At 73.3% G+C, this 15,589-nt stretch carries 11 protein-coding genes; 6 read left to right on the top strand and 5 right to left on the bottom strand.

The features are described 5' to 3' along the window. Nucleotides 1-78 precede the first annotated feature (78 nt). The 3 genes from ACZ3IG_RS03905 to ACZ3IG_RS03895 all read left to right on the top strand — a co-directional run bounded on the left by ACZ3IG_RS03905 (nucleotide 79) and on the right by ACZ3IG_RS03895 (nucleotide 3,625). Complete coding sequence (locus tag ACZ3IG_RS03905; RefSeq protein ID WP_467428699.1) at nucleotides 79-1,362, top strand: sensor histidine kinase; 1,284 nt, start codon at nucleotides 79-81, stop codon at nucleotides 1,360-1,362. Further along, entirely contained in the window at nucleotides 1,347-2,000 is a 654-nt protein-coding gene (locus tag ACZ3IG_RS03900) for a LuxR C-terminal-related transcriptional regulator (protein ID WP_467428697.1), read from the top strand. The genes ACZ3IG_RS03905 and ACZ3IG_RS03900 overlap by 16 nt, the downstream gene beginning before the upstream one ends. Before the next feature lie 125 nt (nucleotides 2,001-2,125). Beyond that, entirely contained in the window at nucleotides 2,126-3,625 is a 1,500-nt protein-coding gene (locus tag ACZ3IG_RS03895; protein WP_467428694.1) for a DUF1996 domain-containing protein, read from the top strand. Between the two features lie 58 nt (nucleotides 3,626-3,683). Here ACZ3IG_RS03895 and ACZ3IG_RS03890 read toward each other — a convergent pair whose 3' ends face one another. Continuing rightward, nucleotides 3,684-4,106 (bottom strand): hypothetical protein, encoded by a 423-nt coding sequence (locus ACZ3IG_RS03890; RefSeq protein WP_467428693.1) that lies wholly within the window; start codon nucleotides 4,104-4,106, stop codon nucleotides 3,684-3,686. A gap of 129 nt (nucleotides 4,107-4,235) precedes the next feature. Between ACZ3IG_RS03890 and ACZ3IG_RS03885 the strand changes: the two genes are divergently transcribed. Both ACZ3IG_RS03885 and ACZ3IG_RS03880 read left to right on the top strand, forming a co-directional pair. Further along, on the top strand, nucleotides 4,236-4,739 hold the full coding sequence (locus ACZ3IG_RS03885; protein WP_467428692.1) for a tetratricopeptide repeat protein: 504 nt from the start codon (nucleotides 4,236-4,238) through the stop codon (nucleotides 4,737-4,739). A gap of 49 nt (nucleotides 4,740-4,788) precedes the next feature. Then, nucleotides 4,789-6,717 (top strand): hypothetical protein, encoded by a 1,929-nt coding sequence (locus ACZ3IG_RS03880; RefSeq protein ID WP_467428689.1) that lies wholly within the window; start codon nucleotides 4,789-4,791, stop codon nucleotides 6,715-6,717. 40 nt (nucleotides 6,718-6,757) lie between these two features. Here ACZ3IG_RS03880 and ACZ3IG_RS03875 read toward each other — a convergent pair whose 3' ends face one another. Further along, on the bottom strand, nucleotides 6,758-7,483 hold the full coding sequence (locus ACZ3IG_RS03875; RefSeq protein ID WP_467428688.1) for a hypothetical protein: 726 nt from the start codon (nucleotides 7,481-7,483) through the stop codon (nucleotides 6,758-6,760). A gap of 35 nt (nucleotides 7,484-7,518) precedes the next feature. Further along, a complete protein-coding gene (locus tag ACZ3IG_RS03870) occupies nucleotides 7,519-8,745 on the bottom strand; it encodes a 2-isopropylmalate synthase (protein WP_467428686.1) in 1,227 nt (408 codons plus the stop codon). Between the two features lie 214 nt (nucleotides 8,746-8,959). Between ACZ3IG_RS03870 and ACZ3IG_RS03865 the strand changes: the two genes are divergently transcribed. Beyond that, complete coding sequence (locus ACZ3IG_RS03865; RefSeq protein WP_467428684.1) at nucleotides 8,960-9,649, top strand: TetR/AcrR family transcriptional regulator; 690 nt, start codon at nucleotides 8,960-8,962, stop codon at nucleotides 9,647-9,649. A gap of 21 nt (nucleotides 9,650-9,670) precedes the next feature. Here ACZ3IG_RS03865 and ACZ3IG_RS03860 read toward each other — a convergent pair whose 3' ends face one another. Both ACZ3IG_RS03860 and pulA read right to left on the bottom strand, forming a co-directional pair. Continuing rightward, nucleotides 9,671-10,021, bottom strand: a complete 351-nt coding sequence (locus tag ACZ3IG_RS03860) for a 5-carboxymethyl-2-hydroxymuconate Delta-isomerase (protein ID WP_467428683.1) — start codon at nucleotides 10,019-10,021, stop codon at nucleotides 9,671-9,673. A gap of 53 nt (nucleotides 10,022-10,074) precedes the next feature. After that, the gene (pulA, locus tag ACZ3IG_RS03855; protein WP_467428682.1) at nucleotides 10,075-15,489 is read right to left on the bottom strand and encodes a pullulanase-type alpha-1,6-glucosidase; all 5,415 of its coding nucleotides are present in this window, start codon (nucleotides 15,487-15,489) and stop codon (nucleotides 10,075-10,077) included. Nucleotides 15,490-15,589 lie beyond the last annotated feature (100 nt).

Here is a 15,589-nt window from a genome sequence, read left to right as displayed (position 1 = left end):
CGGGGGTGTACCTGACACCACCTCCGGCCGGGGGCTCGGCCCAGTGACCGGTGCCGCCGGCTCGGCCAGACTGCCCGTATGACGACCGACATGACCATCAAGCCGGCGACCGGGCGGGCCGGGGGACACGGCGGCGCACGCGGCGCCGGACGGGCCGCCGTGCGGGGACTGGCGCTGGCGCTCGTCGCACTGCCCGGGTCGGTGCTGTGCTTCGTCCTGACCGCCGTGTCCCTCGCGCTCGTCCCGATCGGCGTCGGCCTCGTCACGACGCCCCACGTCCTGACCGGAGTACGGACGTACGCGAACTGGCGGCGGGTGCTCGCCGCCGAGTGGGGCGGCGTCCGCGTCCCGCCCGCCTACCGGCCGCTGCCGCCCGGCGGCAACCCGTGGTCGCGCACCTTCGCGCTGCTGGGCGACCCGGCGACCTGGCGGGACCTGTGGTGGCTGCTGGTGGACATGACGGCCGGCTTCGTCACCGCGCTGCTGCCGGCCGCGCTGCTCCTCTACCCGCTGGAGGGGTTCGCGATCGCGGCCGGGCTGTGGCGGGTCTTCCCCGACGGGTACTGGTACGGATTCGTGCCGGTCGACGGGCAGGCCTCCGCGCTCGGCGCCGCCGCCCTCGGCCTCGGCCTGCTGCTGCTCGGCCACTTCTTCGCCGCGCGCCTGCTGCACGGCCACTTCCTGCTCACCCGGGCCGTCCTCGGCTCCGGTCAGGAGGCGCTGGCCGAACGGGTCCGGGTGCTGACCGAGACCCGGCGCGACGCCGTCGACACCTCCGCCGCCGAACTGCGCCGCATCGAACGGGACCTGCACGACGGCGCCCAGGCCCGGCTGGTCGCGATGGGCATGGACCTGGGCACCGTCGAGGCCCTGCTCGACACCGACCCGCAGCGGGCCAGGGAACTGCTCGCGCGGGCCCGCCGCTCCTCCGCCGACGCCCTCGACGAACTGCGCGACCTGGTGCGCGGCATCCACCCGCCGGTCCTCGCCGAACGCGGCCTGGGCGACGCCGTACGGGCCCTGGCGCTGCGGCTGCCGGTCCCCACCGAGGTCACCGTGGAGCTGCCGGGGCGGGCCGAGGCGCCGGTGGAGTCGGCCGCGTACTTCGCCGTGAGCGAGGTCCTCACCAACGCGGTGAAGCACTCCGGCGCCGACCGCGTCTGGGTCGACCTGCACCACACCGACGGCTTCCTGCGGATGACCGTCACCGACAACGGCAGGGGCGGCGCGGTGGCCGGCCCGGGAACCGGCCTGACCGGGGTGGAACGGCGGCTCGGTACCTTCGACGGTGTCCTGGCCGTCAGCTCCCCCGCGGGCGGCCCCACCCTGGTCACCATGGAGCTGCCTTGCGCGTTGTCCTAGCCGAAGACCTGTTCCTGCTGCGCGACGGACTGGTCCGGCTCCTGGAGGCCCACGGTTTCGAGATCGCGGCGGCCGTCGAGAGCGGCCCCGAGCTGGCGCGGGCGCTGGCCGAACTCGACCCCGACGTCGCCGTGGTCGACGTACGCCTGCCGCCCACCCACACCGACGAGGGGCTCCAGTGCGCGCTGGCCGCCCGCCGCGCCCGGCCCGGACTGCCGGTGCTGGTCCTCTCCCAGCACGTGGAGCAGCTCTACGCGCGAGAGCTGCTGGCCGACGGGACCGGCGGGGTCGGGTACCTGCTGAAGGACCGGGTGTTCGACGCGGCGCAGTTCACGGACGCGGTGCGGCGGGTGGCCGGGGGCGGTACGGCGATGGATCCGCAGGTCGTCCAGCAGTTGCTCAGCCGGCGCGCGGCGCACGAGGGGCCGCTCGCCCGGCTGACGCCCCGGGAGCGGGAGGTGCTGGAGCTGATGGCGCAGGGGCGGTCAAACGCGGCGATCGCCGCCAAGCTGGTGATCACCGAGCGGGCGGTCGCCAAGCACACCGCCAACATCTTCGCCAAGCTCGGCCTGGAGGTCTCCGACGACGACAACCGGCGGGTCCTGGCGGTGCTGGCCCACCTCGACCGGGGCCGGTGACCGGGGCTCCCGCACCGTGATTCCCGGGACGGCTGAACACCCGTGGGACGCCTTGCGTATGGAAGGGCGCCGCTTCACTCCTGTCGGGCGCCTCGATGCCCCGCAAGGAAGCCAAGAGGAGTCTCATGGGACGCACCACAAGAAAACGCCGTATGCCGCTGGCCACCAAGGTCATGGCCGGGACAGCGGCCTTGGCCCTCGGTGGGGGCGGGCTGGTCTGGGCCAACGTCCACGCCTCGGCGCACGAGAAGGACAACGGCCACCACCGGACGCGGTCCGCCGCCGCCCAGATCGCCACGATCCAGTGCCCGGACGTCGGCCAGAAACTGCGGAACGTGCCGAGGGGGGCGCGCGCCGGTGTGGACCGGGAGCTGGCCCGGCTCGACCAGCAGATCACCGAGGCGTACGCGCGCCTCGCCGCCACCCGCCAGGCACAGGCCGGCGACTCGGCCTTCGTGCGGAACTCGATCCTCGGGCCCCTGAAGTCCAAGCGGACCGCGGTCCTTGACCGGATCGGGACCGACATCCGCCGGGTCGGCGGCCAGGCCCCGCGGGGCCTGGACCGGTTCGCCGGCTGCAAGGGCATGGGCGCCGGCCGGCCGAACGACGGCAACGGGAACGGCGGCCAGGGCGACGGCGGGCAGGGCCAGGAGCCGGCCCCGGAGGAGAGCCAGGCGCCCGGCGACAACGGCAACGGCGCGGCCGGGCCGGTCGCCGACGACTTCGTCGACATCACCACCGTCGAGCCGAACGGCATCCAGGGCCCCAACGGCCTCGCCGCCAACGGGGACACCGGTTCCACCGGCACCTTCACCACCGTGTGCGGTGTCAACGAGAACGACCTGCACAACAGCGACAACCTGATCGTCGCCCCCGGAGTGGACAACGGCGCCCACCACACCCACGACTACGTCGGCAACCAGGGCAACGACGCCTTCGCGAGCGACGACGACCTGGCCGCCGCCGGCACCTCCTGCCAGAACCAGGGCGACAGGTCGACCTACTACTGGCCGGTGCTGCGGCTCCAGGACGGCACCGAGGAGTTCGACGCCGGTGACCTGGGCGGCGGCGCCGAGGGCAACGTCGGCGAGATCCTCAAGGCCCAGCAGGCCGAGATCAAGTTCGTCGGCAACAAGCAGGGCGACGTCGTGGCGATGCCGAAGTTCCTGCGCGTCATCACCGGCGACGCCAAGGCGTTCACCAACGGCCTCGCCAACGCCAACACCGCGTGGAGCTGCACCGGCTTCGAGGACCGCCAGCTCACCGGCAAGTACCCGCTGTGCCCGGACGGCAGCCAGGTGGTGCGCACGGCCAACTTCCAGTCCTGCTGGGACGGCCGGAACATCGACAGCGCCAACCACCGCGACCACGTCGCCTTCGTCCGGGCCGACGGCAGCTGCCCTGGCGGCTTCCAGGCCATCCCGCAGCTCCAGGTCCGCCTGGTGTACGACGTGCCCACGCCGACCGTGAAGAACGGCCAGGTGAAGAACCCGTACGCGGTGGACGGCTTCCCGGAGCAACTGCACAAGCCGATCACCGACCACAACGACTTCATCAACGTCATGGACGAGGAGCTGATGGACGAGGTCGTGCGGTGCGTCAACAGCGGTGAGGACTGCGAATAGACGTCCTCTTCCCCCCTGAGGGCCGGTGGCGGGTCTCCCGTCACCGGCCCTTCCCCGTTCAGTGACCGGTGTGACCGGTGTGACCTCCGTGACTGGCACCCCGCTCCAGGGTGCCGCCGAGGGCGGCGCGCAGGCCCGCCACCACGTCCTCGTGTCCGACGGCCACCCACTTGCGGCCGACGAGGTAGTGACCGCCGTAGTCCTTGGCCGTGTTGATCCACTCGCGCTGGCCGCGGTCGGTGGCGAAGGTGGCGAGGACGTACCGCTCCTTCCCCCGCTCGCAGAGGGCCTGGCGGATCTCGTCGGCGTCGGTCTGGAGGTCCGGCTCGCAGCGCGCCTCGGCGGCCAAGTGCTCCAGGCTCCCGGTCGCCGTCCACGGCACGGCCGCCGCCTCGTCGTCCGCGCCTCCTGCACAGCCGGTCAGCGCGAGCAGCGCCACCGCGCCGGCGCACGCGAGCACCGTTCGTCGGGTCAGCCTCATGTGGTGGTCCTCCGGTCCCTTCCGGCTACATGCCGCACGGAGCCCCGGCCGGGGCCCCGGCCCTCGATACGTCCGCGCGGCGCGAAGTACTCAGGGAAGTACGCCGCTTGATGTGCGAGGGTGGTGCCCGTGAACGCCGACTGGGACGACCGTGTCACCGCCGCCTGGGCCGCCTTCGAGGACGATCCCGGCCAGGACCCGGCGGCGTTCCGCGCCGTGATCGACGCGCTGGCCGCCGAGATGCCCGAGGACGGTCCGCTCGGCCCGTTCGAGCGGGCCTGCGCCTGGGACTCGACCGGCCGTTCCGACCGCGCCGTCCCCCTGTACCGGCAGGCGCTGGCGGCCGGGCTGGGCGAGGTCAGCGCGTACAAGGCCCGCCGGGCGAAGATCCAGCTGGCCAGTTCGCTGCGGAACACCGGCCGGGCCGCCGAGGGCGTGGAGCTGCTGACGCCCGAACTGGACGGGCCCTCGGACGAGTTGGACGACGCCGTACGGGCCACCCTCGCCCTGTGCCTGTCCTCCCTCGGCCGCGACCGCGAGGGCCTGGCCCTGGTACTGGGCGCGCTCGCCCCGCACCTGCCGCGCTACCGGCGCTCGATGGCCGCCTACGCGCGGGCGCTGGTGGAGCCCTGAGGGTTCCGCGGCCCGGTGACCAACCGCCCGTCGGCTCGTTTCGCTGGATGTGCAGTCACAGGATGCAGCCCCGCGCCCCGCACCGTCCGCCGGCGACCCGGTCGTCGACGTCGAACAGGCCGAGGCCGCGCTCGTCGAGCACTATCCCCGTCTGACCCGGCTCGCCTACCTGGTGCTGCCGCCCGCCCTGGGCCGGACCCGGCGCGTCCTGACCGCGCACGCCCTCGTCCAGCGCGCCCTGCCCCGCAACCGCACCCCCGCCCCCGCGATCCCGGCCCAGTCCACCGGCCGCGCGGCCGACCCGGGGTACGCCCTGGTCCGGCTGCGGGTGGTGCGTACGGCGCTGGAGGCGGGCCTGCCGCCGCGGCGCCGGGCGTGGCCCAGGCGGTCCCCGTTGCCGCCGCCGCTCCCCCGCGTCTGGGGCCTGCGTCTCTTCCCCCGCCCCGGCGGTGCCGACGAACTCGCCCTGGACCGCGCCCTGTCCGCGCTGTCCGGCCCGGCGCGGGCCGCGTACGCGCTGCGCGGTCTTGAGGAGCTGTCCGACGCCGGGGTACGGCAGGTGCTCGCCGCCTCGGGCGTCACCGACGGGGCGGCGGCGCTGGCCGAGGCCGGCTCGGTGCCCGGCACCCGGGAGCGGTACGCGCTGCTGTCCTCCGCCGAGTTCGACCCCTGCTCGCTCCAGGCGCGGCCGACCGATCTGATGCGGCGCCGGCAGCGACTGCGGGTGGCGCTGGCCGCCGGTGCGGCGCTGGTGGCGGGCGGGGCGCTGCTGGGCCTGCCCGGTGACGGCCGGGGGCCGGACGGCGCCGCCGCACCGCCGTACGCGCACAACGCGTCGGCGCGGGCCGCCCTGGACCCCGGCAGGCTGACCGAGGTCTCCCCCACCGCCTGGCGGACCTCCGCGCGCACCGACTTCTCCGTGTGGCCGGCCCGCGGCGACCTCACCGGCGACCGGGGGCTGCTGCGCCGCGCCCTGGCCGTCTGGGCCCGCCCCGGCGACGCGGTCCGCGTCTCGACGACGCCGGGCACCCCGTCCGGCGGCCCGCCCGGCCCGCCCCAGCTGCTGTACGCGGGCACCGTCGACGCCGCCCGCGTCGTGCTCCTGTACGACGGTCTGCGGGTCGTCCGGTACGCCGAGCCGAGGGACTCCACCGCCGGGGCCGCCCTCGACCTGGCGCGGGCCGACGGGGCCGGGCGGGACGGGGCGACCGCGGTGGTCCTGGGCCGGGCGGACGGCAACGTGCGGTACCTGACCGCGCCGTGGGTGACGAGGGCGGCCGGGCGGGACCTGACCGAGCCGGAGGCCGACGCGGCACGGCTGCCGCTGACGGACGGGGTGACGGCCCCACTGGCCAGTCCGGTCCAGCGGCCGGGCGACTGCGCCTCCTGGAACACGCTGGAGCTGACCGACGGCTCCACCACCCGCCTGGTGAGCGACCTGGGCGAACTGGTGCCGGCCCGCCTCACCGCCGGGCGTCCCGGCGCGGCCGGGGAGGTGTCCGGCGCGAGGGAACGGCGGGCCTGGGCGCCGTACGCCTGCTCGCTGGGCGCGCTGCGCGGGCAGGGGGTGCGGTCGGTGAACGCCTGGGAGTTCGCGAAGCAGCGGCTGCCGCACGCCACCGGGACGGCGGCCTGGGTGTGCACGCGGGCGGAGACCTGGCGGGGCCCCGGCGCGAAGGTGCTCGCCCAGTTCCACACGCCGGGCGGCCGGTACGGGACGGTCGTGGCGAAGGCCGAGGACGTACCGGCCTGCGGCGAGCGCGCGCCGGGGGTGCTGGCCGGGGTGCTGTGGCAGTCGGCGGAGCACGGCTGGTACCTGCTGGCCGCGGGGAACGAGGCGATCTCCTCGATCCGGGCGACCGGCGGCATCGACGCCTCCGCCGACGGCAACGTACTGGCGGCCGAGGCCGCACAGGGGGCCCGCGCCGAACTGAGGGGCACGCTGAAGGACGGCCGGACGGTGGACGGCCTGCACTAGGCAGTCGGACCGGGTCCGGGCCTGGTGCGGGCCGTCGTTCTCACCGTCGCGGGCGGCCCTGGAGGGGCCCGGGCGCGTTCGTGGCGGGTACGGCCCGGTCGGTGCCGGACCGGTGGGCCGCGTGGCGCGTCCGCAGGTCGGCCAGGTAGTCGGGGCCGGTGTGGTGTCTGTCCTGGGCGCCGTGCCGGTGGAGTTCCAGCCGGCCGTCGGTGTGCAGGCGGACCGTGGTCGTGGCGTGCCGCTCCCGGCCGTCCGCCGCCGGACGCGGACCGTCCGTCTCCGGTACGGCCAGGACGGCGACGCCGGCCGGGAACGTGGCCAGGGCGTCGGCGCTGGTGGCGACCGGCGGGCGGCCGGTGCGGTTGGCGCTGCTGACGTACAGCAGCGGCGACCGGTCCAGCAGGGGGCGCAGCGGCTGCCAGCGGGCCCCGAACAGCAGCATCCAGCCGTCCTTGACCGCCGGGGCCGCCCAGGACGGCGTACCGGCACCGTCGTGCACCGGCACCAGGACGGTGAGGTGCTCCCGGGTCAGCAGCCACCGGGCCGTCGCGCTCTGCCCGGGCCCCAGCTTCCAGACGTCGCCGAGGGCGCTCAGCGTGTCGGGGTGGTGGGCCCACAGGGCGACCGGCTGGTCGCCGGGGCGGCCCTTGGCCTCGTTGACGGTCCGGGCCCGGCGGGCGGTGACGACGTGGGTGAGCGGCGCCGGGTTGGGCAGGACCACGGCCGCGCCGTCGTCCAGCGCCTGCCCGGCTTCGGTGAGCGACACCGGCGCGCGGTCCGCGCGGCCTGCCGCCGGGCCGGTCACGCGCCGACCCGCTGGGCGTGGACGAGGCCGTCGAGGAAGTCGGCGAAGGCGGCGTCGTCGACGACGGCCCGGCCGGTGCGGAAGGCACGGGTCTTGACCCAGCTCATCGCCGCCCGGGTCTGGTCCTTGTCGAGCCGGCGGCCGAGACGGTCGGCGGCGGCGGTGATGACGCGGGCGCTGGCCAGTTGCGTCAGCAGGATCTTCGGCTGGATGCCCAGCACCTGGGTCGGGTCGTACGGCTGGAAGAGCTGCGGGTGGACGAAGGGCGTGCCGGTGGAGATGGTGCCCACTCCGGTGCCGACGATCGGGGTGGTGACGCTGATCGGGACCTCGGTCTCCTCGGACACCATCCGGGCGATCGCGGGGAGCCGGGTCAGGTCGGGGGCGGTCCACCAGGGCGTCGCGTCGGTCTTCAGGAACTCCTCGGCGTGCCGGGCGAGCAGGAACAGCAGCTGCTCGGTGGCGACCATGCCGGCCCGCTCGGCGATGCCCAGCCAGGAGCTGGACACCACCCGTATACCGGCGGCCAGGGCCTGGAGGGTGTTGGCCAGTCCGAGCCCGAGGTCGTTGTGCAGGTGGGAGGCGAGCACCACGTCCTCGTCGGTGCCGGCCCGCACGGCGTTGAACATGTCGTGGCAGGCGCCGGGCAGTTGGGCGCCGACCGTGTCGGCCAGGATCACCAGGCCCGCGCCGGCGTCGGTCATGGCCTGCGCGTAGTCGCTCATGAGGGAGGTGTCGGCCCGGGAGGCGTCCGCCAGGCAGACGTCCAGCGCGACCGTGTCGTCCAGGGCACGGGCCGCCTCGACCAGCTCGACCCCGCCGCGCAGGGCCTCCTCGGCCGTCTTGTGGACCATCACCTGCGCCATCGCCTCGGACGCCGGGACCACCACCATCACCCGCGCGTGCCGGCTGCCGCGCACCGAGGCGACGGCCTGCTCCACGTCCCGGAGCGCGCCCCGGCACACCGCGGCCACGCTGACCGTTCCCTCGGCCTCGGCCGCGACCTGGCGCACGGCCTCGAACTCCTCGTCGCACACCGCGGGGAAGCCGGCGGCGAACACCACGTGCCGGGGCCCGTCCTCGCCGAACACCCGCCCCGTCTCCTGGGCCAGCCGCACCCGGAACCCGGGAGTCATGAGTGTCTTGGCCTGGGCCCCGTCGCGCGCGGATTCCTCCCACACGACCACCCGGCCGGCCTGAGCCGACTGACGCACCACATCCATCGAAGCCTCCTGGGCCGAATTCGTCACGCGCAAAGATGATCACGGAATTGGTTACATGACGAGGTCGTTCGGTTACCAAGCGGTGAAGACACCGACGAGAATCGGCCAGTGTGCGCGTCCCCCGCGCGCGGCGTGAGCGTCTTGCGCCCGCCAGGTGAACACCGCGCCACACGTGTTCCGTTCGGAGGCGGAATCCGATCGGTAAGGTGTTCGTATGACTACCGGGGTACGCCGCAGGATGGGCGTCGAGGAGCGGCGGCAGCAGCTCATCGGAGTCGCCCTCGACCTCTTCAGCCGCCGCTCGCCCGACGAGGTCTCCATCGACGAGATAGCGTCGGCCGCCGGCATCTCCCGTCCGCTGGTCTACCACTACTTCCCCGGCAAACTCAGCCTGTACGAGGCCGCGTTGCAGCGCGCCGCCGACGACCTGGCGGGCCGCTTCGCGGAACCGGCCGAGGGCCCGCTGGGCGCCCGGCTGCTGCGGGTGATGGGCCGCTTCTTCGACTTCGTCGAGGAGCACGGTCCGGGTTTCTCGGCCCTGATGCGCGGCGGCCCGGCCGCCGGCTCCTCCGCGACGAACGCGCTCATCGACTCCGTACGGCAGGCCGCCTACGAGCAGATCACCGCCCACCTGCGGGTGCCGGAGCCACCGGCCCGGCTCGAACTGGTCGTCCGCTCCTGGATCTCGCTGGCCGAGTCGACGGCACTGCTGTGGCTGGACGGGCGGCGGGTGGAGCGGGCGGAGCTGGAGGTGCAGCTCGTGCACGACCTCGCGGCGCTGATGGCGGTCGGCGCCGCCCACGACGAGGAGACGGCCGCCGTGCTCCGGCGCGTCCTGGCGGACGATCCGGCCGACGGCCCGTTCAAGACCCTCGTGACGCGGCTGATCGCGCTGGTGTCCTAGGGCCTGTCTGTCGGACAGGCCCTAGATCTCGAACTTCCGGTACGAGGCGTCCAGTTCGCGGACCTCCGCCGAGGCGTGCAGCGGGAGGCCGGTCTTGATGTGGTCGCGCAGCAGGTCGAGGACGGCCTCGGTGAGCTTGGCCTTGGTCTCCTCTGTGCGGCCGGGCAGCAGACCGATGGTGACGTGCACGACGGCGTGGCCTTCGGTGTCCGGGCCGACCGTGGTGACGTCGGTGGGGCGGAACTGGGTCTTGCAGGCCGGGGGCCGGGCCGCCGCGATCTCCACCACGGCGGCGTGCAGGGCCTTGGCGAACCCGGGCCGGTCGAAGTCGTCCGTCAGCTGCGCGGAGTGGTCGACGGTGATCTGCGGCATGGGTGCTCCTGTTCGGGGGGTCCGGATCAGGAGCACCCTAACCGCAGTACCGGTCAGCCGGACCGGGTGAAGACGGCCACGGTACGGCCGGGGACGGTGAACGTGCCCTCGGCGTACGACGCCCGCTTCACGACGGCGTCGGACCCGGCCGCCTGCACCGGGTGCAGCCGGTAGCCGGTGCCGGCCGCCGCGGTGAGCCGCTGTTTCCGGCTGTCCGGGGTGGCGTTGAAGACGACGACGAGGTCACCGAGGGTCATGGTGATCACGCCGGGGGTCTCGTCGTCCGTGCCGGACAGCGGGAAGGCGAGCGCCGACTGCACCTGCTCGGTGGTGGCGAGGGAGAACGCCGGCTCCGTCGTACGGATCTTCAGCAGGTCCCGGTAGGCCGCCGAGGTGGCCTGGATCTGCGGGCAGCCGACCCGGACCGTGCTGAGCAGCGGCTCGGCGTACGGCCACTTGGCCTCGTTGTCGGCGGCCATCGGCAGGCCGCGGCCGAAGCCGTTGCCGTCGGCGCAGTTCCAGTGGATGGCGTTGAACCAGTCGCCGCTGTCGTAGGAGTTGCGGTCCAGGGACTTGGAGCGCAGCAGGTCGGTGCCGGCCTGGGAGAGCGCGGGCCCCTGGGAGAGCGCGGCGGTCGCCATCGCGAGGACCTGCGTCCGGGCCCGGTCGTCGGCGGACGTGCCCTTCGGCAGCTTGTAGGCGAGCGCGTCGAACAGGGACTCGTTGTCGTGGGCGTCGGCGTAGGCGAGGGCGTCGCCGGGGGCCGCGGCGTATCCGGCGGGGGCGCCGTTGTAGTCGACGTCGGAGCCCTTGACCTCCCGGCCGCCGGAGTCGGTGAAGGTGTAGTCGGCGAGGTTGCCGGTCAGGCCCACCTTGATCAGGTCCTGCTGGTGCAGGAGGCGGGCCTTCTGCTCGGCCGGCGTTCCGTTGTTCTCCGAGCCGTTGGGGTCGGTGTAGAGGCCGGAGGCGAAGCCCTGGACGCCGGGGTCCTCGTCGAAGGGGCCGCCGCCGCGCACGGCGTCGCGGGCGCGGTCGGAGAAGGTGGCGATGCCGGTGCCTGCCATGTTCTTCTGGGTGGCCTGGACGAACCGGGCGTCGTCGGCGACCTCGCCGAAGTTCCAGCCCTCCCCGTACAGGATGATCTTCTTGCCGTCCACGCCGTCCTTCTTGAGGGTGAGCGCGTCGAGGGCTTTCCGTACCGCCAGGATGTTGGCCTTGGGGTGGTGGCCCATGAGGTCGAAACGGAAGCCGTCGACCTTGTACTGCCTGGCCCAGGTGACGACCGAGTCGACGACGAGCTTGCCCATCATGGCGTTCTCGGTGGCGGTGCCCGCGCAGCAGGTGCTGTTCGCCACCGAGCCGTCGGCGAGCAGCCGCTGGTAGTAGCCCGGCACGATCCGGTCCAGGACGCTGGTCTTTGCCTGGCCGCTGGCCGCCGTGTGGTTGTAGACGACGTCCATGACGACCCGCAGGCCCTCCTCGTTGAGCGCCTTGACCATCTTCCGGAACTCGACCGTACGGGCCGTGCCGTCCGGGTCGGTGGCGTAGGAGCCCTCGGGGACCGTGTAGTGGTACGGGTCGTACCCCCAGTTGTAGGCGTCCTTCGCCGCCGCCTTCGCCACGCACTCCTGCTGCTTGGCCGAGCCTGCGGGCAGGGCGGCGAGGTCGCAGTCGACGGTGGCCTGGCCGGACTTCCGCTCCGGAATCGTCGCGATGTCGAACGCCGGCAGGAGGTGCACGTACGAGGTGCCCGCCTCCGCCAGCTCCCGCAGGTGCTTCGACCCGTCGCTGTCCCGGTCGGTGAAGGCCAGGTAGGTGCCGGGGTTCGACGCCGTCCGGTCCTCGACGGAGAAGTCGCGGACGTGCAGCTCCTGGATCTGGGCGTCGCGCAGGGGGACGGCGGCCGGTTTCTCGTACGTCGTCCAGCCACGGGGCGTCAGGCTCTGGTCCGCGAGGTCGACGACGAGGCCGCGCTCGGAGTCGGCGGTGAGGGCGATCGCGTACGGGTCGGTGACCTTGTTGGTGACGACTTCGCCCGCGTCGGGCGCCCAGACCCTCACCACGTACCGGTACGGCTTGTTCTTCCAGGACTTCGGGCCGGTGACGGACCAGACGCCGGTCCGGTCGTCCCGGCGCATGGCCGTGAGCTTTCCGTCCAGCTCCAGGGAGACGCGCTGGGCGGTCGGGGCCCAGACGGAGAGGGTGGGGCGGCCCTGGCGGTCGAAGACCGGGCCGAGGTCGGCGTCGGTGGCGCCGGGGTAGAGGTCGTCGAGGGCTCCGACGAGCTGGACGCCGGTCGCCGCGAGGACCGCACCGTCGGCGGCCAGTCGCGAGGCGGTGACCTGGCCGCGCAGTGCCTCGCGGACCCGGTCGCGGTCGCGGGGGTCGACGGACCAGGCGGTGTACTCCTTCAGGTGCGGGTACTTCGCCTTCTGGGCGTCGGTGAGGGTGGTCCGGGTCAGGCGGAGCCATCGCTCGTCGGTGCTGGTCAGGGCGCCGTTGTCGGCCGTGATGGAGCCGGTGCGGGAGTACCGCAGCTGGGTGGAGGCGGCGGCGTCCGAGCCGGTCCAGGCGACGGTGTCCCGGTCGATCCAGACCGCCTCGGACGTGGTGAGGTCGACAGCCGCGGCCGATCCCGCCGGCTGCGGCAGCAGGTACTCCTCCTCGCCGCTCACCAGCCACACCTCGTGGCCGTCGGCCGTGAGGTCGAGGGCCTGGTCGGTGGGGAGGTCCTTCTCGTCGCCGTTGTGCAGGATGTAGCCGAGACTGCCGGCACCCTCGGTGAGCGGTACCTCGAAGACCGCGCCGTAGGAGTCGGTCCGCACCGGCTGGAGCGGCTTCGACCAGTCGGTGGGGGTCGCGGCTCCCGACCAGACGTGCAGTCCCCAGCCGTCGTAGTCGCCGTCGGCGCGGTGGTAGTGCAGGACGGCCTTGGTGGTGTCCTGCGCCGGGTACTCGGGCCGCTCGGTGGTGACGGTCTCGTCGCCCTGCTCGATCCAGACCTCCCCGGTCCTGGTGACGTCGATGGTGCGGTCGGCGGCGACGTCCTTGTTCCCGTCCTGGTCGACGACGAGGAAGGAGACGTTCGAGGCGCCGGGCTTCAGCTTGACGTAGGCGAAGGCGCCGTAGGCGTCCCGGCCGGTGAAGGGGTGGCCCGCCGGCCAGGTGGTCGCCTCGCCGTCGGCGAGGTCGCCCCAGGCGTACAGGTTCCAGTCGTCGTAGTTCCCGTCGGCGCGCTGGTAGTGGACGACCGCGTAGTCGCGGGAGGCCGCGGTGGGGGGTTCCTCGGCCGGCGGGGTGCCGGTGGTGGAGGTGGCCGTGGCGCTCGCGGTGCGGCCGGCCGAGTCGACGACGACCGCCTTGTAGCGCAGGGCGGTCCCGGCGGGGGTGTCCTCGGCGAGGGTGTCGGTGACCTTGTAGGGGGCGTGGTCGGCGGAGCCGAGGGTGCGCCACTGTCCGTTGCCGGTCTGGGCGGCGAAGACGACACGGTTGAGCTGCCCGCCGTCGACATCGGCCGTCAGCTCCACGGTGCCGGTGGCGCCGGGGCCGGGGGCGTCGAGGGTGATCGTCGGCTTGGTGACGGGGGCGGCGAGCCTGCCCGCCGCCTGGAGGACGACCGCCGAGCCGGCCGGGACGGTGACGGTGAGCCGCGCGTCGCCGTCCGACGTCGGGTGCTGTTCGGCGCCGTGGACGGAGTCGAAGCGCATGTCCGCCGAGCCGGTCGCGAAGGTGGCCGTCTTCTCCGTGCCGGCGTTGTTGAAGGCGACGACGTACTCGGTGCCGGTGGTGGCGTCCGTGCGGGACACCGCGTAGACACCGGCGCCGTCGGCCGCGTACCGCTCGGTCTGGACGCCGTCGGTGAGCGCCGGGTGGGCCTCGCGGAGCTTGGCGAGCGCGCTGATCTGCTCGTAGAGGGGCGCCTGCGGGTCGTAGGCGTCCTCGGCGTGGGTGCGGCCGGTGCCGAGCTGGTCGTCGTCGAGGTAGTCGGCGGTGCGGGAGGCGAACATCGTCTGGCGGGCGTCCTTGTCGCCGCCGGCGCCGGTGAAGCCCTGTTCGTCGCCGTAGTAGACGACCGGGTTGCCGCGGCTGAGGAACATCAGCTCATTGGCGAGCTTCGCCTTCTTCAGCAGTTCGGCGTCGGTGGCGTCCGGGTCGTCCTGCTTCAGGAAGGAGCCGATGCGGCCCATGTCGTGGTTGCCGAGGAAGGTGACCTGTTCGTAGGCGTTGGCGGTGCCGGTCGTGTACTTGTAGTCGTCCGCGAAGACCGACGCGAGCTTCCGGGCGCTGCCGCCCTGGGAGGCGTAGGCGCGGGCCGCGTCCTGGAAGGGGAAGTCGAGGGTGGCGTCGAGGCGGCCCCGGGTGACGTACGGGGCGGTGACGGCGGTGTCGGCGGAGTAGACCTCACCGAACATGAAGAAGTCGTCGCGGCCCTTCTTCGCCGCGTACGCGTCCAGGGCGGTGGCCCACTGGGTCCAGAACTCCATGTTGACGTGCTTCACGGTGTCGATCCGGAAGCCGTCGATGTCGAAGTCCCGCACCCAGCGCTGGTAGATCCTCTCCATGCCGGTGACGACCTCGGGCCGCTCGGTCCACAGGTCGTCCAGGCCGTTGAAGTCGCCGTAGGTGGCGGATTCGCCGGCCCAGGTGGAGTCGCCGCGGTTGTGGTACATCGTGGGGTCGTTGAGCCAGGAGGGGACCTTGGCGGTGGCGTTCGTGACCTTCGGCGTGTACGGGAAGGAGCCGGCGTCGGTCTTCGGGAAGGTGCCGGACCCGTCCGCGTGGCCGGCGTCGTCGAAGGGCTCGCCGTCCTTCGTCAGGTAGGGGAAGGCTCCCTTGGAGAGGTAGCCGGAGGACTGCTCCTCGTAGCCGACGACGTCGGCGGTGTGGTTGGTGATGACGTCGAAGAAGACCTTCATGCCCTTGGCGTGCGCCTTGGAGATGAGGGTCTCCAGGTCCTTGTTGGTCCCGAAGTGCGGGTCGACCTGGGTGAAGTCGGTGATCCAGTACCCGTGGTACCCGGCGGACGCGTCGGCCCCCGTGCCCTGTACGGGCCGGTTCTTGAAGAGCGGCGCCATCCAGATGGCGGTGGTGCCCAGGTCCTTGATGTAGTCGAGCTTCCGGGTCAGGCCCTTGAGGTCGCCGCCCTGGTAGAAGCCCTTGTCGGTGGGGTCGTAGCCGGTGGCGAGGCGGGAGCCGGTGAGGCCGCCCTTGTCGTTGCCGGTGTCACCGTTGGCGAAACGGTCCGGCAGGACGAAGTAGAACTGCTCACGGGTGAGGTCGTGGCGGGCGGCCGTCTTCGCGAGCTTGGCGTCCGACGGGGGTGGTGGCGGGCTCGCGGCGGTCGCGGCGAGGGGCTGGAGCAGCGTCACGGCGAGGGCGGCGGCGGTGACGGCCGCGATCCGTGCGGTGCTGGCGCCGCGGGCACGGGTGATGCGGCGCCTGCCCGGCGCCGGGCGTCTCGGTATCACTGGTGGAACTCCTTGCTGACGGCGGCTCGTTCGAGGGTCCGACCCCGGCGAGACGGTAACCGCGCCGCAAGGGTTGCAGCAAGGGTCGTGAAAGTAACGG

Source organism: Streptomyces sp. NPDC016677 (genome assembly GCF_055562815.1).
This window is presented reverse-complemented; position numbering and strand designations above follow the sequence as displayed.

Bases quoted from the DNA above. Each gene is read 5' to 3' on its own strand.
- ACZ3IG_RS03895 (WP_467428694.1), top strand. From the start codon at position 2,126: ATGGGACGCACCACAAGAAAACGCCGTATGCCGCTGGCCACCAAGGTC.
- ACZ3IG_RS03865 (WP_467428684.1), top strand. From the start codon at position 8,960: ATGACTACCGGGGTACGCCGCAGGATGGGCGTCGAGGAGCGGCGGCAG.
- ACZ3IG_RS03905 (WP_467428699.1), top strand. From the start codon at position 79: ATGACGACCGACATGACCATCAAGCCGGCGACCGGGCGGGCCGGGGGA.
- ACZ3IG_RS03870 (WP_467428686.1), bottom strand. From the start codon at position 8,745: ATGGATGTGGTGCGTCAGTCGGCTCAGGCCGGCCGGGTGGTCGTGTGG.
- ACZ3IG_RS03890 (WP_467428693.1), bottom strand. From the start codon at position 4,106: ATGAGGCTGACCCGACGAACGGTGCTCGCGTGCGCCGGCGCGGTGGCG.
- ACZ3IG_RS03860 (WP_467428683.1), bottom strand. From the start codon at position 10,021: ATGCCGCAGATCACCGTCGACCACTCCGCGCAGCTGACGGACGACTTC.